25 protein-coding genes are annotated in these 21,840 nt (G+C 43.3%); 1 reads left to right on the top strand and 24 read right to left on the bottom strand.

Features of this window, described 5'->3' with window-relative positions; all coding sequences use genetic code 11:
• Positions 1-129 precede the first annotated feature (129 nt).
• The 18 genes from NYE23_RS20865 to metG form a co-directional block, all read right to left on the bottom strand.
• On the bottom strand, positions 130-360 hold the full coding sequence (locus NYE23_RS20865) for an anti-sigma-F factor Fin family protein (RefSeq protein WP_048009787.1): 231 nt from the start codon (positions 358-360) through the stop codon (positions 130-132).
• Positions 361-489: 129 nt separating this feature from the next.
• Entirely contained in the window at positions 490-1,050 is a 561-nt protein-coding gene (gene pth / locus NYE23_RS20870) for an aminoacyl-tRNA hydrolase (protein ID WP_341080431.1), read from the bottom strand.
• 428 nt (positions 1,051-1,478) lie between these two features.
• On the bottom strand, positions 1,479-2,129 hold the full coding sequence (locus NYE23_RS20875; RefSeq protein WP_341080433.1) for a 50S ribosomal protein L25/general stress protein Ctc: 651 nt from the start codon (positions 2,127-2,129) through the stop codon (positions 1,479-1,481).
• Between the two features lie 164 nt (positions 2,130-2,293).
• Complete coding sequence (locus NYE23_RS20880) at positions 2,294-3,250, bottom strand: ribose-phosphate diphosphokinase (RefSeq protein WP_035332965.1); 957 nt, start codon at positions 3,248-3,250, stop codon at positions 2,294-2,296.
• 44 nt (positions 3,251-3,294) lie between these two features.
• Positions 3,295-4,668, bottom strand: coding sequence for a bifunctional UDP-N-acetylglucosamine diphosphorylase/glucosamine-1-phosphate N-acetyltransferase GlmU (glmU, locus tag NYE23_RS20885; RefSeq protein WP_341080436.1), 1,374 nt, complete (start codon positions 4,666-4,668; stop codon positions 3,295-3,297).
• Between the two features lie 271 nt (positions 4,669-4,939).
• Positions 4,940-5,230 carry a septation regulator SpoVG gene (gene spoVG, locus NYE23_RS20890; protein ID WP_009336662.1) on the bottom strand — a complete coding sequence of 97 codons (291 nt, stop codon included), beginning with the start codon at positions 5,228-5,230 and terminating at the stop codon, positions 4,940-4,942.
• Positions 5,231-5,397: 167 nt separating this feature from the next.
• Complete coding sequence (locus NYE23_RS20895) at positions 5,398-5,772, bottom strand: RidA family protein (RefSeq protein ID WP_341080440.1); 375 nt, start codon at positions 5,770-5,772, stop codon at positions 5,398-5,400.
• Positions 5,773-5,796: 24 nt separating this feature from the next.
• Entirely contained in the window at positions 5,797-6,615 is an 819-nt protein-coding gene (gene purR / locus NYE23_RS20900; RefSeq protein ID WP_035332962.1) for a pur operon repressor, read from the bottom strand.
• Positions 6,616-6,674: 59 nt separating this feature from the next.
• Entirely contained in the window at positions 6,675-7,544 is an 870-nt protein-coding gene (gene ispE, locus NYE23_RS20905; protein WP_341080827.1) for a 4-(cytidine 5'-diphospho)-2-C-methyl-D-erythritol kinase, read from the bottom strand.
• The gene (locus NYE23_RS20910) at positions 7,528-7,701 is read right to left on the bottom strand and encodes a hypothetical protein (RefSeq protein ID WP_341080442.1); all 174 of its coding nucleotides are present in this window, start codon (positions 7,699-7,701) and stop codon (positions 7,528-7,530) included. Before NYE23_RS20910 ends, ispE begins: the two co-directional genes overlap by 17 nt.
• A 167-nt stretch (positions 7,702-7,868) precedes the next feature.
• Positions 7,869-8,042, bottom strand: a complete 174-nt coding sequence (locus NYE23_RS20915) for a small, acid-soluble spore protein, alpha/beta type (protein WP_026041722.1) — start codon at positions 8,040-8,042, stop codon at positions 7,869-7,871.
• Positions 8,043-8,474: 432 nt separating this feature from the next.
• Positions 8,475-8,738: a biofilm formation stimulator Veg gene (gene veg / locus NYE23_RS20920; RefSeq protein WP_009336667.1), complete on the bottom strand. Its 264-nt coding sequence runs from the start codon at positions 8,736-8,738 to the stop codon at positions 8,475-8,477.
• A gap of 308 nt (positions 8,739-9,046) precedes the next feature.
• Positions 9,047-9,931: a sporulation peptidase YabG gene (yabG, locus tag NYE23_RS20925; RefSeq protein ID WP_341080445.1), complete on the bottom strand. Its 885-nt coding sequence runs from the start codon at positions 9,929-9,931 to the stop codon at positions 9,047-9,049.
• 179 nt (positions 9,932-10,110) lie between these two features.
• Entirely contained in the window at positions 10,111-10,989 is an 879-nt protein-coding gene (gene rsmA / locus NYE23_RS20930) for a 16S rRNA (adenine(1518)-N(6)/adenine(1519)-N(6))-dimethyltransferase RsmA (protein ID WP_341080447.1), read from the bottom strand.
• Positions 10,982-11,542, bottom strand: coding sequence for a ribonuclease M5 (gene rnmV / locus NYE23_RS20935; RefSeq protein ID WP_035332988.1), 561 nt, complete (start codon positions 11,540-11,542; stop codon positions 10,982-10,984). Before rnmV ends, rsmA begins: the two co-directional genes overlap by 8 nt.
• Before the next feature lie 282 nt (positions 11,543-11,824).
• On the bottom strand, positions 11,825-13,018 hold the full coding sequence (locus NYE23_RS20940; protein WP_197204267.1) for a G5 and 3D domain-containing protein: 1,194 nt from the start codon (positions 13,016-13,018) through the stop codon (positions 11,825-11,827).
• Between the two features lie 657 nt (positions 13,019-13,675).
• Positions 13,676-14,443, bottom strand: a complete 768-nt coding sequence (locus tag NYE23_RS20945) for a TatD family hydrolase (protein WP_341080451.1) — start codon at positions 14,441-14,443, stop codon at positions 13,676-13,678.
• Between the two features lie 214 nt (positions 14,444-14,657).
• Positions 14,658-16,625, bottom strand: coding sequence for a methionine--tRNA ligase (gene metG, locus NYE23_RS20950; RefSeq protein ID WP_341080453.1), 1,968 nt, complete (start codon positions 16,623-16,625; stop codon positions 14,658-14,660).
• A 619-nt stretch (positions 16,626-17,244) separates the two neighbouring features.
• Between metG and NYE23_RS20955 the strand changes: the two genes are divergently transcribed.
• A complete protein-coding gene (locus NYE23_RS20955; RefSeq protein WP_048009776.1) occupies positions 17,245-17,529 on the top strand; it encodes an AbrB/MazE/SpoVT family DNA-binding domain-containing protein in 285 nt (94 codons plus the stop codon).
• A gap of 39 nt (positions 17,530-17,568) precedes the next feature.
• On the opposite strand, the gene rsmI is transcribed toward NYE23_RS20955, so the two are convergent.
• The 6 genes from rsmI to holB all read right to left on the bottom strand — a co-directional run bounded on the left by rsmI (position 17,569) and on the right by holB (position 21,835).
• Entirely contained in the window at positions 17,569-18,453 is an 885-nt protein-coding gene (gene rsmI / locus NYE23_RS20960; protein ID WP_341080457.1) for a 16S rRNA (cytidine(1402)-2'-O)-methyltransferase, read from the bottom strand.
• A 95-nt stretch (positions 18,454-18,548) separates the two neighbouring features.
• Positions 18,549-18,815 carry a GIY-YIG nuclease family protein gene (locus NYE23_RS20965; RefSeq protein ID WP_341080459.1) on the bottom strand — a complete coding sequence of 89 codons (267 nt, stop codon included), beginning with the start codon at positions 18,813-18,815 and terminating at the stop codon, positions 18,549-18,551.
• Complete coding sequence (locus tag NYE23_RS20970) at positions 18,805-19,545, bottom strand: tRNA1(Val) (adenine(37)-N6)-methyltransferase (RefSeq protein WP_341080461.1); 741 nt, start codon at positions 19,543-19,545, stop codon at positions 18,805-18,807. Before NYE23_RS20970 ends, NYE23_RS20965 begins: the two co-directional genes overlap by 11 nt.
• Positions 19,546-19,620: 75 nt before the next feature.
• Positions 19,621-19,995: a DNA replication initiation control protein YabA gene (gene yabA, locus NYE23_RS20975; RefSeq protein ID WP_341080463.1), complete on the bottom strand. Its 375-nt coding sequence runs from the start codon at positions 19,993-19,995 to the stop codon at positions 19,621-19,623.
• Positions 19,996-20,007: 12 nt separating this feature from the next.
• Positions 20,008-20,835 (bottom strand): PSP1 domain-containing protein, encoded by an 828-nt coding sequence (locus tag NYE23_RS20980; RefSeq protein WP_035332950.1) that lies wholly within the window; start codon positions 20,833-20,835, stop codon positions 20,008-20,010.
• The gene (gene holB, locus NYE23_RS20985; protein WP_341080466.1) at positions 20,828-21,835 is read right to left on the bottom strand and encodes a DNA polymerase III subunit delta'; all 1,008 of its coding nucleotides are present in this window, start codon (positions 21,833-21,835) and stop codon (positions 20,828-20,830) included. The genes NYE23_RS20980 and holB overlap by 8 nt, the downstream gene beginning before the upstream one ends.
• Positions 21,836-21,840: the final 5 nt, after the last annotated feature.

Raw genomic sequence — 21,840 nt, forward strand, 5'->3', positions numbered from 1 at the left:
ATTTTTTCTATCATTAATCTTACTAAACAAAATAAGGATGCAACAAGAAACTATAGAACGGTTTCTATCAAAATTAATGATGCCTCAAAACAGAAATAGAAAAACGCTTTGGATGGCCTCCAAAGCTTGTTAATGAATAATAAAGTCCTGCTGATGATAATCCGGATTGCGTTCCAGTGATTCCTGGCAATCCTCACAGATCGCTCTTACATGCATATCTCCTGATTGATCATAAGAGATCATCTCCTGGCGTTCCTGATCGTTTAGCTTATGGAAGCCAAGCTGCTCTGAGTATACAGAGCTGTTCTCTATTGAACCAATCTTTGTTCCGCAATGACGGCAATGATAATGAATAGCCATGCCTGTCCCTCCCGTTAAACTGTCCATGATTCTAGTATGGACCCCGGGCAGGGAACTTATTCACGCATCCGGCACTGCAGCCAATGATGGGATACATTATTCTATGATAAGATTAATAAAATATGAAGATTATTGATTAAAATCGTTCATAACCTGTAAAAATGGTTTTCTAAACCATTCCTCACATGCCTCTGCGCACTTTTTAGCCGTTTCGTCCATGATTGGCTGTTCTTCTTTCGTGAAGCGGCCGAGCACATAGTCCGGCACCTTCATGCCGCTTGGCGGTCGGTCGATCCCGACTCGGATTCTGTTAAACTCCTGTGTTCCCAGATGTGCGATGGTCGACTTGATCCCATTGTGGCCGCCTGCGCTCCCTTTTTGGCGGAGCCTAATCTTGCCCACAGGAAGATCCAGATCATCATAGATGACCACAAGTTCATCATCATTAATCTCGAAATAATCCATAACAGCCCGGATGGACTCTCCGGACAAATTCATATATGTAAGAGGCTTAAGCAGAAATACTTTTTCTCCGTTCACATAGCCTGCGCCAAATACGCCTTTCAGCTTGGCCTGATTCAGAGGAATATTCAGACGGTCCGATAAAACATCAATCACATCAAAGCCAATATTGTGCCTCGTTTTATCATACTGCTTGCCGGGATTCCCCAGCCCTACAATTAATTTCATTTTCTCACCCCATATTAGAAAAGCGCAGGTGCGCCCGCGAATTACCTGGCGTGTGCGCTGACTTCATCTATTCTCTCTTTATTATAGTAGAAAGTGTGTGGTTCGGTAAGAAGATTCTGTTTGGAGGATGCCGGTTCGGACTCTGCAGGCTCTTTTTTCGGTCTCTCTGTCCGAAGTTGGGCCGGGTTCGGACTCTGAAACCTCTTTTTCCGCTTCCTTTGTCCGAAGTTGAGCCGGGTTCGGACTCTACGGGCACGTTTCCTGCTTTTTGTGTCTGAAGTTGAACCAGGTTCAGACTCTAACAACACTTTTCCCGCATCTTCTGTCCGAAGCTTCCAAAGGCGGGCCAAATGCCAGCTCAACTCAAACCCAAGCAAACAGGGGCTTGCCATATTGCAAAGCCCCTGTAAGAATAGCGTCACCCGAGCTTATTCTTCGCCTGTTTTATCTTCATCTGCGGTTGTTTCTCTGCCTTCTTCATTTTCAGGTGTGCCTGCTTCCTGTTCTTCACCGCTGTTGATTTCTTCTTCCTGTCTTGGAGGAAGGATGGAAGCGATGACCGCGTCTTCTTCATTGTTTATTTCATAGCCGCGATTGGCTTTGATATCTGCGACTGTCAGGGTCTCATTTACCTGGAGATTCGTTACATCCACTTCAACAGAGGATGGAATATTATTCGGTGTCGCTGTGACTGAGACTTCATGCATAGATTGCTGCATAACGCCTCCATCTTTTACCCCTGCTGCAACTCCAGTTAAGACGACGCGTACATCTGCTGTCATTTCTTTGTTCATGTCTACCGCAAGAAAGTCGGCATGGACAATAGCATTTTTAATCGGATTTGATTGGTAGTCACTAAGCACCACTTCATGCTTGCTGCCATCCACATCCAATGAAAAGACACCATTTCTGCCTACTTCCTTTATCGTCTTCAGAAAATCGGCTTCGCTTAAGTAGATCGATTTACTTTGCAGCTTTGACCCATAAACAACGGCTGGAATATTCCCTTCCTTGCGCAGTGAAGTTAAGTTAGAGTTGCGTGAACCTTTTCTTTCTTTTGCCTGCAATACAGCTGTCATAAAAACGTCCCCTTCCTCATTTAAAAATTAGTCTTGTCTATATAAAAAAATGCCCTAAAATGAGGAAGTCTAAACGTTTTTGTTTTTTACAGATTTATTATTTTCAGAATGCACGCAGATCAGGCTTGCTTTGCAGCAAGCCTGGATGGTTATTTTATTACCGATCAATCAAACAGAGTGCTCACAGATTGCTCTTCATGAACCCGGATGATGGCTTCACCGATTAGAGGTGCTACGGAAAGTTCGACAATCTTGTCTGTTTTCTTCTCTTCCGGAAGAGTGATTGAGTTTGTTACAACCAATTCTTTGATGGTTGAGTTTTCAATTCTTTCGATGGCAGGTCCGGATAGAACCGGGTGTGTACAGCATGCATAAACTTCTGATGCACCGTTTTCAATCAGGGCATTTGCTGCTAGTGTAATCGTTCCGGCAGTATCAATGATATCGTCAATTAAGATGGCCGTTTTTCCATCGATGTTCCCTACAATGTTCATGACTTCGGCTACATTTGGTCTTGGACGGCGCTTGTCAATGATGGCAATCGGCGCTTTTAAGCGGTCAGCCATTTTACGCGCACGTGTTACGCCGCCATGGTCCGGTGACACGATTACGATGTCGCCATCCATCATTTTGTTCTTAAAGTAATCAGAAAGGATTGGCACACCCATTAAATGGTCGATAGGAATATCAAAGAATCCTTGAATTTGCGGCGCATGCAGGTCAAGTGTAATCACACGGGTTGCACCAGCTGTTTCCAAAAGGTTTGCTGCAAGCTTAGCTGTAATCGGCTCACGCGCTCTTGCCTTGCGGTCCTGGCGGGCATAGCCATAGTAAGGCATTACGATGTTAATGGTCTTGGCAGATGCACGCTTAAGAGCATCAATCATGATCAAAAGCTCCATTAAATGCTCATTGACAGGAGAGCTCGTTGACTGGATCACATACACATCGCATCCGCGGATGCTTTCTTCAATGTTAATTTGGATTTCGCCGTCGCTGAAGCGCGTTACGGAACATTTACCAAGCTCCACACCAATCACATTGGCGATTTCTGCAGCTAGCTTGCGGTTTGAATTTAAACTGAACACCTTTAAATTTGGATCTAAATACTGGTTTGACATTTTGGGCCTCCATCGATTTATTTCTTACAAATAGAAAGTTCGGTTTATTTCTTAATGTTTAAGTTTTGCGTGTAGTTTTCCTTGTTCACCTGGCGTGCGCGGGCAATGGAAAGGGCTTCTCCCGGCACATCTTCAGTAATCGTCGAGCCTGCTGCTACATATGCACCTTCCCCAATCGTTACAGGTGCCACGAGATTGGAGTTGCATCCAATGAATACACCATCTTCGATTTTGGTCAGGTACTTATTTTTGCCGTCATAATTAACAGTGATTGAGCCGCAGCCCAGATTAACATCCTTGCCTACTTCTGCGTCGCCAATATAGCTCAGGTGAGAGGCTTTGCTTCCTTTTCCGAAAACAGACTTCTTCACTTCAACAAAGTTGCCGATTTTCACTTCATCATGAATATCTGATTGCGGACGAATGTGAGCAAACGGCCCAATATTCACTTGTGAACCGATATGGCTGTCATGTGCTGCAGACTGGCGGATCACTGTGCCTTCCCCAATATGGCAATCAGAGATCTCCGTATTTGGTCCGATCACACACTCAGAACCAATGATGGTATTGCCGGAAATGATGGTTCCAGGGTAAAGAACTGTATCAGAGCCAATTTTTACATCCGCACCAATATATGTGTTTGACGGATCGATAATGGTCACGCCGTTACGCATATGTTCTTCATTAATCCGCTGTTTCATGAATGATTCTGCCTGGGATAAGGCTACCCGGTCATTGACACCCAGAGTTTCGCCGAAATCAGCTGTCTGGTAAGCCGTAACGACCTCTCCTTCATTTTTCAGGATTTCAATTACATCCGGAAGGTAATATTCGCCCTGCACATTATCATTTGTTACTTTGTTCAAGGCTTCAAACAAAGCCTTATTATCAAAGCAATAAGTTCCAGTATTGATTTCTTTTATCTTGCGCTCTTCGTCGGAAGCATCTTTCTGTTCAACGATTTTTTCAACCATCCCCATGTCATTGCGGATCACGCGTCCATATCCGAATGGATTTTCCGCATGAGCTGTTAAAATAGTCGCTTTGGCAGAAAGCTCTTCATGATGCTTGAAAAGCGCTTCCATCGTTTCATGCCTGATGAGCGGTGTATCTCCGCAGACTACGATGGTCACACCCTCTTTGCCTTCAAGCATTTCGCGGGCCTGCATAACCGCATGTGCGGTGCCAAGCTGCTCCTCCTGAAGAGCATATTTGCTGCTTGAGCCAAGCTGCTGCTCCACCATTTCCGCTCCGTGTCCAGTAATCGTGACAATTTCTTTTATGTTAAGCTTTGTAACTTGATCAACTACATGTTGAACCATCGGTTTGCCGCATACAGGGTGAAGTACTTTGTAAAGCTTTGACTTCATTCTTGTCCCCTGGCCTGCGGCTAAAATAACCGCGTATCGATTAGACATTTACAGGCCTCCATTTTAACCTTTTTATCCATAACGAATATATCTTAAATGGGCTCTTATTTCAAGAATTGATGACAAAGTACAAATATTTGTCATTACCATAAGCCGTATTTTCTGAAGAAATGGTTTATATTTTTTACAGAAAGGGTAATGGACAGAAAGAAAAAAGCCCTAAGCACCGCCATTGGCAGGGGGTCTTAGAGCTTGATTTATTTCAGCTGAATTAAAAAAGAGCCTTACTTATGAAGTAGGCCCTTGTTGATTTATTTTCTTAGGAAGCACCGGCTTCTTCAAATTCCACTTCTAATTCACCTAAACGGTGGTACTCGGCTAATACAGCCTCCTGGATTTTACCTCGCGTTCCTGAATTGATTGGGTGCGCGATATCTCTAAACTCCCCATCCGGAGTACGTTTGCTGGGCATAGCTACAAATAAGCCATTATTTCCATCAATCACACGAATATCATGAACAACAAATTCATGATCCAGCGTAATAGATGCGATTGCCCTCATTCGTCCATCCGTGTTAACGCGGCGTAATCTTACGTCTGTCACTTCCATTCTGTTCACCACCTTTTCGAGAAGATATAATCCTAATTGTATAAATTCAACATATTTCCTGAATCTCCTTCTTTAATAAAAAATATTTTTTGAATATTTTGTTCAAATATTTTCCCAAAATAAAAAACGCCCGTCACATGAACGAGCGAGTGAAATGCGGTTATTATTTATTTAACAAGAGCAACAACTTCAATTTCCACAAGAGCATCCTTAGGCAAGCGTGCCACTTCCACACAGGAGCGTGCAGGCTTGTGTGTGCTGAAATATTCTCCATACACTTCATTGATGGCTCCAAATTCGTTCATGTCCTTGATAAACACCGTTGCTTTTACCACGGTATTTAATGACGCTCCAGCTTCTTCAAGCACTGCCTGAAGGTTTTTAAATACCTGATGCGTCTGTTCTTTTACATCCCCACCCACCATAACACCTTCTGCTGTAAGCGGAATTTGGCCTGAGCTGTAGAATAAGTTATTTACAGTAATCCCCTGAGAATATGGTCCAATTGCTGCAGGTGCCTGATTTGTTTGAATGACTTTCATGAATTCTCCCCCTAAAAAATATGATTATTTTTTAAAATAGTTGCCTTCACTTACATTGATTTTCTTTTCCCTCACATCAACATCAGATAGACGCACAAGAGAAAGGTACTCATCAACCAGCCGTTCTTCTGCTTTTTCCGCCTCGACCAGGACAGCAATGCCAGCAAGGTTTGCTTTGAATTCCTCCAGCATGCTGACCATGCCATTAACCGTTCCGCCGGCTTTCATAAAATCATCAATGATTAAGACATTGGATCCCTCTGCCAGGCTTCTTTTCGAAAGTACCATGGTTTGAATTCTCTTGGCGGAGCCTGACACATAGTTAATACTTACCGTGGATCCTTCTGTCACCTTGCTGTCACGTCTTACGATGACAACGGGCACATTGAGATAATTTGCGGCAGCATAAGCAAGCGGAATCCCTTTTGTTGCTACCGTCATGACCACATCAACGGGCTTATCCGCAAAGGCAGAGGCAAAAAGCCTGCCTGCACGCTGGACAATTAAAGGATCACCGAGAATGTCAGTCATATAGAGATAACCCCCGGGAAGAAGCCTTTCGGGGCTTGCAATTAAGCTGCAAAGCTCGTCTACAAATGGCCGGGCTTCATCATCGGTTACTTTAACATGGAACTTGACGCCGCCTGCTGCTCCGGAAACGGTCTGCAGTGTGCCTATTCCTCTTTGCTCAAATGTTTCTTTGATGATGGCGAGATCTTCACTGATCGAAGACTTGGCAGAACCATACCTTTCTGAAAAGAAAGTTAAGGATACCAGCTGACGCGGATGGTTCAATAAATAATTGGTCATATCTATCAACCGTTCGCTTCTGCGAAATTTCATTGTGGAACCCCCATTTAAATCCGAATATTTTAACGATAATATACCACTAATATACGGATTTAATCAAGCTTATGTCTTTCTCCGAGCATTCTGACCGCAAAAACCTGGTCGCAAAACCCTCTAAGTCCATTATAAATCCGATGCATTCTTGAATCATGATGCACAAGCCCAAACACGGTTGGTCCGCTGCCGCTCATCAGGACAGCATCTGCCCCAAATCGTTTCATCTGGTCTTTTATTTGCAGAACCTCCGGGTGCATATTCAGTGTGACATCCTCGAGAACATTACCCATGTTCCGGCATACGTCATCATAGCAGCCCGAATTGATTGCTTCGATCATTCCTTCAGTATTTGGATGCTGCACCTGTTCTACATCCAGCCTTCTGTATACATCCGCTGTCGATACGCCGATGAACGGCTTAGCAAGTATGACCCAGCAGGTTGGAGGAGCAGGAAGCTGCTGAATTCTCTCTCCTCTTCCTGTAGCTAATGCAGTGCCTCCGTATACGCAAAAAGAAACATCAGAACCGATTTCCGTCCCTATTTGAGCAAGCTCATCCATTGAAAGCCCCAAATCCCACAGCTTGTTAAGACCCCTGAGAGCCGCTGCTGCATCACTGCTGCCTCCGGCAAGTCCAGCCGCAACCGGAATCATTTTTTCTATTGTAATGGACACACCTTTTTTTATTTGAAACCGTTCTTTAAGAAGGTGTGCAGCCTGATATGCCAGATTCCGCTGATCATCCGGAACAAAACGGTTGTGAGAGATAATCCTGATCTCGTCTTTATCTAAAAGTGTTAATTCCAGGCGGTCTGCCAAATCAATCGTTGTCATTATCATTTCCACTTCATGATAGCCATCTTCCCGTTTATGTAAAACATCCAATGACAAATTGATTTTAGCAGGCGCCTTAACCATGACCTTCAACATTTCCACCTACTTCTTTCCTTTGAATCGGACTCCTGTCCAGCTCCACAAGCGAGCGCTTTGCCCTGCCGGTTCGTTTCGAAGGGAAAGCCATACCTTCAATCAGTATTGACTTTATTTTAATCGGCAATAAGCGGCAGCTTAATGCTTTTCTCATAGAGCGTCTCCATTTTTTGTCCTATTTTACCACAAAATAAACATAAAAGCTCAGGTAGCCTGGAATATAGAGGTTATCGCGATTAGACAGAAGAAATGCCGAGGCATAAGCCTCGGCAGACGCAGTGCATATTAATGCTTAAACATAAAACATATTCTGTGCGAATGCTATTTGTTAAGAAGGTTCTGCTGTGCAATTTCGATGGCCCGCTTCACCATATTGCCGGCATCTTTCGCACGGATGCCGCCCCAGCCTTCCTTTTGGACCACATCATAAAAGCCAAGCTCTTTCGCAATTTCTTCTTTTAAACCATCTGACATAACGCCGCGTCTTCTGCCCAACATTAACATCCCCTTTCGCACTGCGGTATGTATAGTATGTGAAAGGGGTGTGCTAATCATTAAGAAAAGTGCAAGCGCCTTCGGAACAAGCAAAAAACGCTTGTTCCTGCGAAGAACATCCAAGGAAGCTTTCCCTTGGTGCTCACCCCCGACAAGCACAAGGCGAGCCTACCGGAAAGGCGTCTTTTGCCTTTTTGGGAGGCTTGCCTGAAGTGTGGAGGCGACTGCCCAGGGACGTCAGACATAAGATGGTTCCTGTAAGAAGGCGTTTTTCCTTCTGGAAACGGCTGGCTTATGACCCCGAGTCCCTAGGAGCCGCAACTAGACAAGCTTGTGACCTCGGGGGGGGTAGCGCTGGAACTGGACAACTCTAAAAAAGAGCAAACAAAAAGCAGCAAACAATTTGTTCACCGCCAGCTGTCATATATATTATTAGCTTAAAGCAACCTGTCCTGATGTATCTTCATAGAATGTAATTTGAACCGTTTCTGTTAAAACATCCGCATAGCTGTAAGATACCCGTTCAAATGCATTTTCATCCTGATCTAACTCAATCACAAATACTGAAGGATACGTTTCGGCCAGAACTCCTGAGCGTTCAATGGTCTTTCTGCGCCCGCCATTAGCTTTTAGCAGGAGCCTTTTCCCAAGATTTGAATCAAGAGCTTTTTTAATATCTGATAATGTTTTTGCCATTCGGTCCACCTCACTATGTTAAGTATATCACACTGACACAAGACTGTCAAACAAAAATATAAATTATAACAGTGTTTAAAATTAAATGTCAATATGTTTTGTTCTACTTTTTCTTCTAATTTTCAACAATTTTAGGATTGCCTTAATTGGAAAAGATTATGTATAGTTTTTAGAAAGCTTATAAGCTTGCCGTTCATTACCTGGGAAATAGACGATTGCCCCCGCGCGAAATTCCTCGAAAAATGCTAAATATCTTATTAGAAACAACATAAAAAAACAAGCCGCATATAATAAAAACGGCCCGCTCATTAAAATTCATTTAATTCATCGTCATTGTAAGGCATTCCTGTTCTCAGTACTCCCCGGGTTTCAATTCCTCCAAGTCCCTTTTCACCTGTCAGTGTATTTCTTAAGATATCCCACAAATTGATTCTTTCCATAAATGGAGTAAGGCTGACTTTCGCAACAATGTAAACAGGGTCAAGGGCATGAATATTCACTCTGGAAGGAGAACTGGCAAAATTGGCTCCAGCATGGATCAGTGATTCGAAATGTGACTGGCATGCTCCGGCAAAAATGACAAGCTGATCAAGGTGCGGTACTTTTTTGCGTGCTTCCCTCACCGCCTGCACAAATTCCCTGGAGTGCCGGTAAGCATTGATATCGGACTTTTTCCCTTTTGCCTTTGAATAAGCATCATGACCTGTTACAACGAGGATATCCGGCCTGTAATGATCGATGAGCTGTCCGATTTTCATCGGCATTTCCTTTTCATTGCAATGGATGCCTGTTACGGGTATGCCTATTTTTTCATACACACTCAAGCATTTTTTTAAATAAGAAGGATCACCATCCAGGTGAAGCACCCTGCCTGGTATCTGAAAATAGTTAAGCGTCTTGCTGTACCCGTCTGTCACTTCATACTCCTGCTTCTCCCTCAAGAGAGCCACATCCTGCCTGAATAGCTGGAAGGACTGTTCCTCAAGTGACCTGAACTCCTGTTCGAACTTCATCCGCTGCGCCTGGTTGATGACGATTAAATCCTCACATGGAGCATCCGCAACAAGGCGGATATCCTCTCCGAATAATATGGCAATTTTCTTGCCGCCCTGTTCTTTAATATCAATCACGCGGAATAAAATATCACAATGATACGAAATTCTTCCGACGATATCCATCGTATTTATAGTCAATGTCGTCACTCCAATTTCCCGAGGGTAAACACGGGCTGCATCTAAGCTCTGGTTTGTGATTTATTATTTATGTCATAAATTATGCATTTGACTATGAACATGTGCGTAGAAATGGCGGATGGAGAAGATGGCATTGGGGCGTAAAAAAAGCCCGCTGGCTACTCAGCAGGCTTAGTCTTTTATGAAAAATGGGGCAGCAGGGCATCGCTCAATCGGGCAAATTCTTCAATGGATAGAGTTTCCCCTCTTCTGCCAGGCTCAACATTGGCTTGTTCGAGAGCAGAGAGGATTTGTTCCTTTTTCTGTTTTCCTTCAGGCAGCTGGCTTGTTAAGTTATTCAGAAGCGTCTTGCGCCTCTGAGCAAAGCTTGCTTTTGTCACCTGGAAAAAGAAGGGTTCACTTTTCACTGCCACTGCAGGCTCTGTGCGCTTTGTCAGTTTAATGACGGCAGAATCCACATTCGGCTGCGGCACAAAGACCGTCTTTGGCACGATCATGGCGGTTTCAGCCTCTGTATAGTACTGGACAGCAATGGAAAGGGAGCCGTACTCTTTCGTGCCTGGGCGGGCCGAAATTCTGTCTGCTACTTCTTTTTGGAGCATACAGACGATGCCCCTAATTGGAAGCTGGTCCTCTAACAGTTTCATGATAATCGGGGTTGTTACATAGTATGGTAGGTTGGCGACCACCATTATATCGTCAATTCCTTCAAATTCCCGTTCAATCGCCGTCTTTACATCTGCCTTTAACACGTCTTCATTGATAATGGATACATGGGGATATGGCGATAGAGTTTCCTCTAAGATGGGAAGCAGCCGCTGATCGATTTCAAAAGCCAGCACCTTTTTGCTTCTCCGGGCCAGCTGTTCGGTCAGTGCCCCAATTCCCGGGCCGATTTCAATGGCGCCCGACTCTTCCGTTAAATCAGCATGATCGACAATTCTCCGGAGAATATTCGTATCGATCAAAAAGTTCTGTCCCAGGCTTTTCTTAAAAGAAAATCCGTATTTATCCAAAATCGCCCGTGTTCTGGCTGGCGTTGCAATATCTTTATGCATTTTGTTCCTCCTTGCGAATAGCTTCGATTGCCTCAGCAAAATCCTTCTGGCTAATTTGAAACATCATTAAGCGCTTATGAAGCTGCTTCCCGTTTGTGTAGCCGATTTTAAGAAGCCTGCCAAGCTTTTCTCTTCTTTCCTTGGCACCTTCCCCGCCAATAAGGCCTGCAGTGACCAGATCTTCCTGGGTAATGGTTTCTTCATAGGTTTCCTGCATAACCTGGGCATCCTTTAATGCCTGGCGGATCATTTCTGGCGATGCATGCTCAACGCCCACTCCTCTGCCATGCTTGTGGAGGGCATCCGCTTTTTCTATAAAGGCATGCTTGCATCCGGGAACTTCATTGGTGATCGTATTCCGGATTTTTTGTCCGGGAAAGTCCGGATCTGTGAACACGATGACCCCTCTCGTTTTCTGGGCAAGCTTTATTTTTTCAATGGTTACCCCATTAATGGCAGATCCATTCGTTTCAATTGTATCGGCATCCAGCGCCCTCTTGATCGCCGCTGTATCATCCTTGCCTTCTACAACGATAATTTCCTTGATTTTCATGGTTCCTCCCAATAAAAGCATAAGCGCCTTGCCAGGCTGCTTGTGCTAGACAGTTATCGATGTCAAAAATAAAAACTTCTCATTCCGTAAAAAAATATAAAAAAACTGAAAAAAATTTGAAACATTTCTGTAATGTAATTCGTCTAAATAGATGTAAGAAGAATATATTTATAAAGAATAGTTCTTATTATATATGAACCAGCTTGAAAATGAAAAATGTTATCCATTAACCTTCTCTGCAATGAAATAAAAAATGCAGGGGAAGCCCCTGCATCATAAAATTTAATTCAGTATTTTAATTTTTACAGTTTTTCTTCCCCACTTGTATGCTTCTGATTTGGAGGAGAAGAATACATCGATTTTGTTTCCTTTAATCGCGCCGCCTGTATCAGCTGCAACGGCATAGCCATAGCCTTCCACATAGACCTTCGTTCCAAGGGGAATGACACTTGGATCAACCGCTATGACCTTAGCACCAGGATTGGCACGCAGGTCCAGGCCGGTAGCCGTTTTGCCTGAGCATCCGCTGCAATTAGCCGTATAGGCAGTTGACGATACATATATTTCCTTACCGCTTGCCTTGCTGCTTGTTCCGCGGGAAACGACTTGTGTTGCTGCAGCCACCTTTGTTCCGACAGCAACGACTTTATCCTGCTTTTCCTTCACTTGCTTTTCACTGATCAGCTTTCTGGAAATTTCTTTGCCATTCTCCAGGACGACTTCAAACTCTTTCGTCTTAAGGCCTTTTTTTCCAGCATTCATCACTTTTTCAGTGCCCTTAGTTAAGCTATTATCCTTCTTTGTCACAACTGCGAAATTAATTGGTTCTTCCACTACATCGGTGACTTTTTCAACTCGAATGACTTTTATTTTGTCATTGGCTTTGACTGTCTCTTCCAACTTTGGTTCAACGCGGTCTAAATCATTGATCTTGATTCCCTGCTGTGATAAAAAGTCAGCGACCGTAGTCGAAGTTGACCAAACCTGCTTCTCTTTCCCGCCATTATTAAGCGTTAAAGCGAATGCTTTCTCTACTTGAATTTCCAGGTTGTTTTTAACTGTATCCTCTGGCTTTGGCTGAACCTTATCATGTTCAGTCAGTGTAATATTCTGTTCTTTTAAAACGTCCCCGACCGTCTTTGCAGCCGTCCAAATCGTTTTCTTCTCGTTATCTGTTACAACTTTCACCTGTTTAGCCGGTTCATAGACAATTTCTGTATTGTCCTTAACCTCTGTGTTTACCGAGGGAAACACATAATCTTCTGAGCGGAGTGAAATATCTAGATCATCGAATATATCTTGAATCGTTGCTGCATGTGTTTTGATGACTTTCTCTTGGCCGTCTATCGTCAATGCTACTGTTTTCTTTGTCGTTTCATATGCAATGAAACCGCAGGCAGCAGCAAAAACTACTAAACTAGCAGAAAAAATGGCCAATTTCTTTTTACTCAAAGACTTGGATAACAGGTTTTTCATGTTTTGAATCACGATGAAAAACGCCTCCTTTTCTCTCGGAGTGATTATATAGAGTATCTTGCCGACTGTCAACTCTTTCATTTTCCAGCTTCCGAAAGGCTGGAAGAATGCAGGCATTAGGTTTTTTTGCCTGTATTCTTAGAACTGCACTCTATCTCTATGTATGAATGATAGTTCCCCTCTATGCATGCCTTTTTGCAAATGCCCTGTTTTTAGTCATGCTTGCCTTGGATTAATAATTTTCCACACTCATGTGAAAAATCCTTCTTTTTTTGATTTAGGAATTTTTCACGCATTTGGAAATCCTTTGTTTCCGGCTGACCAGGCGCTCAGCAATCGGGAGCGATTTTCGGGAATTCCCTCAAGACCTCAGTCTTCCGGTCCTCCAACTGTCACGCTCCCCGACCAGCAGTAAACGCCCTCCGCTCGATCAGCAGGGGTGCTAAAATAGCACCTTTTTCTAATTGTCCAGCTAACTTTTTTCTAGTAATTGGCAAGCACTTCCGTAAACGTATTTCCTATTATGCAAAAAAACCGGATGAAAGGAAAGAGAGACTTATCGACACGGTTATCCTATGAGAAGAAGGAGACATGTAGAACTTTTTAGAATCAGAAAAAATTTGGACAAGCTCCCACAGGCTTCGACAAAATGAGCTATCAATTTATGCCGAATAATTTTTTTGCATTTTCTGTGGTTGCCTGTGCAACTTCTTCTGTTGAAAGTCCTTTTATTTCTGCAATCTGCTCTGCCACCAATTTCACATAGCTGGGTTCATTCCGTTTTCCTCTGTGCGGATGAGGGGTCAGATATGGGCAGTCTGTTTCAATCAATAGCTTTTCAAGTGGAATAACATCGGCTACTTCCTTTGGTTTTTTTGCGTTTTTGAAGGTCACCGGACCGCCAAGGGAAATGTAAAAATTCATATCCACACACTCTTGGGCAATTTCCGGGCTGCCGCTGAAGCAATGCATGATTCCGCCCACTTCTCCCGCGCCTTCTGCCTTGAGGATTTCAACTATATCGGCTGTAGCATCACGGTTATGGATGACGATGGGAAGCTTGACCTTTTTCGCCAGACGGATCTGCTTACGGAAGACCTCCTGCTGGATATCCTTTGGGGACTTGTCCCAATAATAATCCAGCCCCATTTCTCCAAGTGCCACCACTTTTGGATGGCTGGAAAGCTCTTCAATCCACAGCAAATCTTCCTCTGTCATATCGATGGCATCAACCGGGTGCCATCCCACACTGGCGTAGATGAAATCGTATTTCTCGGTAAGCGCCATCGCTTTTTCGATGGTTGGACGGTCAAACCCGACGACCACAATGTTGGAAATTCCTTCACTAAGGGCACGGTCGATCACTTCTTGTAAATCTTCGTTATATTGTTCGGCATTAAGGTGTGCGTGTGTGTCGAAAAACATCAAAAAACTCCTTTTCCTTCATATTATTTTTCTATTACTATTATGTCAGTGATGTAACAAAACAACCTTACTGTCAAAATGGTTCCAATTATATAAACCCGTCAGAAATTACTTTCTAAGAATAATTTTTTCCAAAAATAAAAAACATAGAAATGCCCACGGTATACGCTTAACACTTCTATGTTTTTATGTTTAACAGGAAAAAGAAATAATATTATTTTACCCTTGCACCTAGTGGAAGAGATTCAGCAATTGTGGCAAGTGAAAGTTCGCCGTCTTTTCCTCCTGCTAAAATCATTCCTTCTGAAAGCTCGCCGCGAAGTTTAACAGGCTTTAAATTGGTTACACAGATTACTTTTCTGCCGACCAGTTCTTCCGGCTTATAGAATTTGGCAATCCCGGAAACGACCTGGCGCTTTTCATAGCCAAGATCCAGCTGTAATTTCAGGAGCTTATCAGCTTTTTTCACCGGTTCTGCCCCAATGACCTGGGCCACTCTTAAATCGACCTTCATAAAGTCATCGATTGAGATTTCCTCGCTATCCGGCTTTTCCTCTGCTTTTGCTTCAGGCTTCGATTCTTCTTTAAGGGCAGCAGATCCCTGCATTTTTGTTTTAATGAACTCCACTTCTTCAGTAATATCCAGGCGAGGGAAAATCGGTTCTCCCTTTAATACCTTTGTGCCTTCAGGAATCAGGCCGAATGTCTCAAGGCTTTCCCAGGATGTTAATGCTTCTTCATTTACATTAAGCTGTGTGAAGATTTCCTTCGGCGTACGTGTCAGGAATGGCTGCAGAAGCACCGCGATTCTGCGCAGGGATTCCGCCAGATGAACCATTACACTTGCAAGCTCTTCTCTCTTCTCTTCTTCTTTGGCCAAAGTCCAAGGCTGTGTTTCATCTATATATTTATTCGTTCTGCTGACAAGCTGCCACACGGCAGTTAAGGCAACAGAGAACTCCATTTTTTCCATTGCTTCCTCATATTTGTAAACCGTCTCACGATTCATTTGCAGCAGCTGCTGGTCGAACTCACCTTCTGAACCTGTATATGTCGGAATAACACCGTCAAAGTATTTATTCACCATCGCGATCGTACGGTTTAATAGGTTGCCTAAATCGTTGGCAAGATCAAAGTTGATTCTTTCCACAAAACCTTCCGGTGTAAATACTCCGTCTGCGCCGAATGGCACTTCGCGAAGCAGGTAATAGCGCAGTGCATCCAGGCCATAACGGTCAATAAGGGTCACAGGGTCCACTACATTCCCTTTTGATTTGGACATTTTGCCGTCCTTCATCAAAAGCCAGCCATGGGCAAATACCTTTTTCGGCAGAGGCACATCCAAAGCCATCAGCATGATTGGCCAGTAAATCGTATGGAAGCGCACAATTTCTTTTCCAACCAGATGAACATCTGCAGGCCAGTAGTTCAGATACTTGGAATCATCATCGGTTCCATAGCCAAGTGCGGTAATGTAATTTGATAGTGCATCAATCCATACATACACCACATGCTTTGGATTATTTGGCACTTTTACTCCCCAGTCAAAAGTTGTTCTGGATACCGCCAAATCCTCAAGGCCCGGTTTAATGAAGTTATTGATCATTTCATTTTTACGTGATTCAGGCTGTATGAAAGATGGATTTTCTTCATAATACTGCAGAAGTCTGTCAGCGTATTTGCTGACCTTAAAGAAATAAGATTCTTCCTTCACTTTATGAACGGGACGTCCGCAGTCAGGGCAGTTGCCGTCTGCAAGCTGGCGTTCTGTATAATAAGACTCGCATGGCGTACAGTACCAGCCTTCATATTCACCAAGATAAATATCGCCCTGTTCTACAAGCTGGGCGAAGATTTTTTCGACGATCTGCTTATGTCTGTCCTGTGTCGTGCGGATAAAGTCATCATAGGAAATATCAAGCTTTTTCCAGAGATCCTGGATGCCGGCAACAATTTCATCAACGTACTGCTGAGGTGTTACCCCTTTTTCTTCTGCCTTCTCCTGGATCTTCTGTCCATGTTCATCTGTTCCTGTAAGGTACATAACGTCATAGCCGCGCATGCGCTTGTAGCGCGCCATCGCATCACCGGCCACCGTTGTATAGGCATGCCCTATATGTAAATTTCCGCTAGGATAATAAATTGGAGTGGTTAAATAAAACGTCTTTAATTTGTCCTCCACAAGATTCCCTCCCTCATTTAATGAAAACATTGGTGCATATTTATATGCAGCTATGCCTTTGGCTGACTCATATCAAAGATACTAAAAAATCTCGCCCAACTAGGACGAGAGTATTAATCAGAAAATCGTGCCGTTATTGGGCCTGCTATATCGATATTTTACAAGAGGTTATATTCGTCAGCATAACCTCTTATACCATCAAAATATACCTAAAAACTTGAAATTGTGCAACCAATAGGCAGAAAGGAATGGCAGGATTTTTCTCTAATAAAATTTTTTTATTTTTCTATCCCTAAAAAAGGAAACTGCCTTTCGAATATTATTATAGTAATAGCATGCGTTTTTGTAGAATTTTGTCGAAATGTCGAAAAGAGTCATATGCTTAATTTATGGAAGCTTCTTTCCATATTCTCATTTAAAATGGCTTTTATTTCGAAAATCGCAGTTATATCAACACTTCAGACAGTATCCTAAAATTTTCTATTCCATTCCAAAATAAAGTAATTGACGTATATGGGAATGGCTGGTATTATGAATGTAGCAAAGATTTTGTCGAATAATGACGAAACGATATAGATAGAGAAAAATATTATTGGAGATTTGAGAGGAGACTTTTATTATGAAATCTACAGGTATTGTTCGTAAAGTTGATGAGCTTGGCCGCGTAGTAATCCCTATTGAACTAAGACGCACACTTGGAATCGCTGAAAAGGATGCTTTGGAAATCTACGTAGATGACGAAAGAATCATCCTTAAAAAGTACAAGCCAAACATGACTTGCCACGTTACCGGGGAAGTATCTGATGATAATATCTCACTGGCTAACGGCAAACTAATCTTAAGCCGTGACGGTGCAGAGCAGCTGTTAAAAGAAATTCAAAACACTTTTGAAACTGTAAAATAATAATGTACAAAAGCTTCTCACTTGTGTGAGAAGCTTTTTTTATTCTTCAATATGATAAGCATGGTAAACATCCCGCTTATTTAATCCTCGATCTTTTGCGGTTTGCTTGATGGCTTCCTTGCTCGAGAGACCTGTTTCTTCTATATGATGTCTGACATGATCCTCAATCGAAAGATTCTCCCACCAGGCAGTTTCTTCTTCATCCTGCACTGTCTCGGAAGTCCCTTCAATAATAATCACAAATTCTCCTCTCACTTCGCCGCCGCTTGAAGCCCATTCCATCACTTCTTCTACAGTTCCCCGGATAAATTCTTCATATCTCTTAGTCAATTCACGGCATAACGCAATATTTCTGTTGCCCATGATCACAGACATCAGTGAGAGGGTTTCCTTCAGGCGGTGGGGAGCTTCATATAAGATGATGGTTGCCGATAGCCTGGAGAGATCCTCGAGCTCCTGTTTCTTGAGTTTCTTCTGCCTGTTCAGAAACCCATAGAAATAAAAAGGCTGGGTGTTGATGCCGGAAGCAATCAGGCCAGTTAAAGCAGCATTCGCACCGGGTAGGGGCACCACTGTCAGCTTTTCTTCAGCAGCTGCTGTTACAAGGTCATAGCCCGGGTCTGAAATCGCAGGCATCCCTGCATCACTGACAAGGGCAATTTTGGCGCCATTGGCCACTTTTTCAAGCAGCTTCTGTCCGCTGATTTCCTTATTATGTTCATGATAGCTGATGATGGGTGTGGCTATCTCAAAATGATTGCATAGCTTCTTTGTATTGCGCGTATCCTCCGCTGCTATAAAGTCCGCTTCCTTCAGGATTCTAACCGCCCTGAAGCTCATGTCTTCCAGATTGCCGATCGGAGTCGGAACTAAATACAGAATTCCTTTTGTTTCTTCATGTTCAAAGCTTTTTTGCTGCCACATATGTACCACCCGTCTCTTTCGTGAAAAGCGCAGAGCGCCCGCTTATCGGCTTAAGACCTAGAGCCGATGGCGCTCGGAGCTAGACTGTTTTCAAATTAATAAATTGAAATATTGTGTTGTTTTAAAAACTCGTCCTTCTTCTTTCGGGACCATTGCTTGAATTCATATTCCGCTCTCATCGCTTCGCCTTTTTCCGAAAAAGAACGGGTGAAGACCAGCTCAACCGGTCCTCGTCCTCTGGTATACTTGGCCCCTTTTCCTTCATTATGGGCCTTCACCCGTTTTTCAAGATCATTGGTGTAGCCTGCATATAAGCTGCCATCACGGCAATGGAGAACGTAAAAAAAATGGCTATTCTCCATATAAAATCTCTCTCATTTCGGGTGTGTATTCATTTTCTTCATTATATACAAATAAAGGAGGCAGGATTTTCAGGTCTGGATTTCCGTTCTTAACTGCCTCAATCAGCAAGGTGTTTGCTTCTTTTCCGGCCTTCGGATAGACAAATTGCACCCTTTTCGGCTCCAGCTTATATTTGCGCATGAGCGTGACAATGTCCAGGAACCTGCCCGGCCTGTGCACAAATGCCACCTTGCCTCCCTGTCTCGCAAGTCCGCTTGACGCTTTAACCGCATCCTCAAGTGTACAGAGAATTTCATGACGGGCAATCGCCAAATGCTCATTCTCATTGATTTCATCCTTAGAAGGAGTCGGAAAATAAGGCGGGTTGCAGGTGACAACATCAAATTTTCCATAACCTAATTCTCGATGGATCTCTTTAATATCCCCGCGAATCATCTTAATCCGGTCTTGAAGCTTATTGTATTCAATGCTTCTGACCGCCATATCATACAGACGCTCCTGAATTTCGACGCCTGTAATGGCCCCCTTTGTTCTTGTGCTTAAAAAAAGCGGTATCACGCCATTTCCACTGCACAAATCAATGAGATTGCCTTTTTGAATCGGCACATACACAAATCGGGCCAGCAAGACAGCATCCAATGAAAAAGAAAAAACGGCCGGGCTTTGGATGATCCTCATATCTTCAGCCAGCAAATAGTCCAGCCTCTCCCCTTCTTTTAAAAAATCCATTCTTGATCCTCCATGCTTCTCTGATTCTTTGCTTTTATGGAAAAATAGCCTTCCTATCATAGGAAGGCTAAAAGTTTACTTCTTATTCAGGAAAGACAGGCAAAACAGACAGTCTCCCTCTTTACGGGGGCTGCCGAAATGGAGATTGCAAATGTGAAAGCCTTCCTGATAGAGGCGGGCCAGGTTATCATAGCCTTCGCCAATATCAATCACCTTATCATCATCTGCAGCATCGGCCAACTGCTCTGATTTTCCTTTTTTCGCCGATGTGCTTTCTTTTTCCGCAGATATGTCTAAATGACGTCTTAAATGCTCATTTTCCAGCTTCAAAGAGTTATTCTCTTCAAGTATTTCTGCCAAATGCTGCTTTAACTCACCAAGCTGCTGATATAACTCTCCAATTTGGGTTTCCATATTACTCACTGAGTCAAAGATTTCTTTTTTATCCACGACTTCCACCTCTTAATCTGTGGACTGAACTGATACAGCACCTTGTTTTAAAATTTCATCCAGTGTATATTCGAGGACGCGCTCGGCTTCTTTCACATCAACCTGCAGCACACGCTCCAATATATTCAAGCCTACCACTTTTCCGGCTCCATCCGGGGTCTGAATCCATTCCCCAAGGTCCGGAAGCATTTCTTTTGCTGCTTCATACTCATCATTTTCATATTTCAGGCAGCACATTAAACGGCCGCATAAACCCGATATTTTCGTTGGGTTCAGCGATAGATTCTGGTCCTTTGCCATCTTAATGGATACAGGATCAAAGTCACCCAGGAAAGTGGAACAGCACAGCATTCTTCCGCATGGGCCGATTCCTCCCAGCATTTTTGCTTCATCCCTCACACCAATCTGGCGAAGTTCAATCCTTGTCCGGAAGATGGCTGCGAGATCTTTGACAAGCTCGCGGAAGTCAACCCGGCCATCAGCCGTAAAGTAGAAGATGACCTTATTTCGGTCAAATGTATATTCAACATCCACCAGCTTCATATCAAGCTGATGTGTTTGTACCTTTTCACAGCATACCTCGTATGCTTCCTTGGCAGCCTGCTTGTTCTCCTCAACAATCATGCGATCCTTTTGATCTGCAATACGAAGAACCTTTTTTAATGGAAGGACAACATCATGCTCATCGACCTGCTTCGGTGCAATTACCACTTTTCCGTATTCTACACCTCGGACAGTTTCGACAATGACAAAGTCATCCTTTTGTATTGAGAGATCTCCGGGATCAAAATAATAAATCTTGCCCGCTTTTTTAAAGCGCACTCCTACTACATCATACAAAGGAAGATCCCTCCTGCAATTTTAGCACAAGCTGTTCCATCAACAGCTGCGGATTCATATTTGCCTGCAATTTTCTTTTGGCTTCCAAAACAGCCGTCATCTGTTCCGTCAGGCGTTTGGTGGAAGATTGCAGTGCAAACTGCTCTAAACGTTTTCGTTCGTTCAGATGGACAACCTGGTCTTGTTTCCCAAGCTGAATATATAGTAAATCTTTAAAAATAAGAAGTAATAGATCCAAGCCGCGATCAATCTGCTCTTTTTCTCTAAAGTGCAAGAACCAATCCTCCTGAAGGGCAACCATTGCCTCAAGCGGATTCTTCTTTACCACTTCATATAATTTTAACACTATTTTTTGTGCTTGTACAAACCAATCATCAGAACTATATTGTAAAGCTTCATCCAAATTATTGGTAATTTGTGCAAGTAATGGTGCCTGGACAGGATCCACTCCATTATTTTTTAATTGCTGAATCATTTCAGCAGGAGATAATGGTTTAAAAGAAATGGACTGGCAGCGGGATAGGATAGTAGGAAGCATCTGCTGCGACTGCTCGGTAATCAGCACAGCGGTCGTCTCTGAATGGGGTTCCTCCAGAAATTTAAGCAGACTGTTGGCCGCGTTCACTGTCATTTTGTCAGCATGAACAATCACATAAAGTTTCCGCCTGGATTCTACCCCGGTCTTTGAAAACTCTTCCTGCAGGCTTTGAATCTGATTTTTTTTGATAGAATGCCCGTCCGGCTCCAGAATATGAACATCCGGATGATTTCCGCTGTTTATCCTTTTGCAGTTTGAACATGTTTCACATGGAACATACCCTTCAATCGGCTCATGGCAGAATCGGCTTTTCGCCAAAAGCATGCTAGCTTCCCGCTTTCCTGTTCCTTTCATCCCTTCAAACAAGTAGGCGTGGGCCAGCCGATCCTTCACTATGCTATTTTTAAACATTTTTAATACAACTGGCTGTACGGCCTCCAGCTGTTCCCACGTTTTTCCCACAAGTA

The sequence above is a fragment of the Cytobacillus sp. FSL H8-0458 genome (assembly GCF_038002165.1).
Lineage (GTDB): Bacteria > Bacillota > Bacilli > Bacillales > Cytobacillaceae > Cytobacillus.

Coding starts and splice junctions, on each gene's coding strand:
- NYE23_RS20865 (WP_048009787.1), bottom strand. CDS start 360: ATGGCTATTCATTATCATTGCCGTCATTGCGGAACAAAGATTGGTTCA.
- pth (WP_341080431.1), bottom strand. CDS start 1,050: ATGAAATTAATTGTAGGGCTGGGGAATCCCGGCAAGCAGTATGATAAA.
- NYE23_RS20875 (WP_341080433.1), bottom strand. CDS start 2,129: ATGACAGCTGTATTGCAGGCAAAAGAAAGAAAAGGTTCACGCAACTCT.
- NYE23_RS20880 (WP_035332965.1), bottom strand. CDS start 3,250: ATGTCAAACCAGTATTTAGATCCAAATTTAAAGGTGTTCAGTTTAAAT.
- glmU (WP_341080436.1), bottom strand. CDS start 4,668: ATGTCTAATCGATACGCGGTTATTTTAGCCGCAGGCCAGGGGACAAGA.
- spoVG (WP_009336662.1), bottom strand. CDS start 5,230: ATGGAAGTGACAGACGTAAGATTACGCCGCGTTAACACGGATGGACGA.
- NYE23_RS20895 (WP_341080440.1), bottom strand. CDS start 5,772: ATGAAAGTCATTCAAACAAATCAGGCACCTGCAGCAATTGGACCATAT.
- purR (WP_035332962.1), bottom strand. CDS start 6,615: ATGAAATTTCGCAGAAGCGAACGGTTGATAGATATGACCAATTATTTA.
- NYE23_RS20910 (WP_341080442.1), bottom strand. CDS start 7,701: ATGAGAAAAGCATTAAGCTGCCGCTTATTGCCGATTAAAATAAAGTCA.
- veg (WP_009336667.1), bottom strand. CDS start 8,738: ATGGCAAAAACATTATCAGATATTAAAAAAGCTCTTGATTCAAATCTT.
- rsmA (WP_341080447.1), bottom strand. CDS start 10,989: ATGCATAAAGATATTGCAACGCCAGCCAGAACACGGGCGATTTTGGAT.
- rnmV (WP_035332988.1), bottom strand. CDS start 11,542: ATGAAAATCAAGGAAATTATCGTTGTAGAAGGCAAGGATGATACAGCG.
- NYE23_RS20940 (WP_197204267.1), bottom strand. CDS start 13,018: ATGAAAAACCTGTTATCCAAGTCTTTGAGTAAAAAGAAATTGGCCATT.
- NYE23_RS20945 (WP_341080451.1), bottom strand. CDS start 14,443: ATGTTTTTCGACACACACGCACACCTTAATGCCGAACAATATAACGAA.
- NYE23_RS20955 (WP_048009776.1), top strand. CDS start 17,245: ATGAAATCTACAGGTATTGTTCGTAAAGTTGATGAGCTTGGCCGCGTA.
- rsmI (WP_341080457.1), bottom strand. CDS start 18,453: ATGTGGCAGCAAAAAAGCTTTGAACATGAAGAAACAAAAGGAATTCTG.
- NYE23_RS20965 (WP_341080459.1), bottom strand. CDS start 18,815: ATGGAGAATAGCCATTTTTTTTACGTTCTCCATTGCCGTGATGGCAGC.
- NYE23_RS20970 (WP_341080461.1), bottom strand. CDS start 19,545: ATGGATTTTTTAAAAGAAGGGGAGAGGCTGGACTATTTGCTGGCTGAA.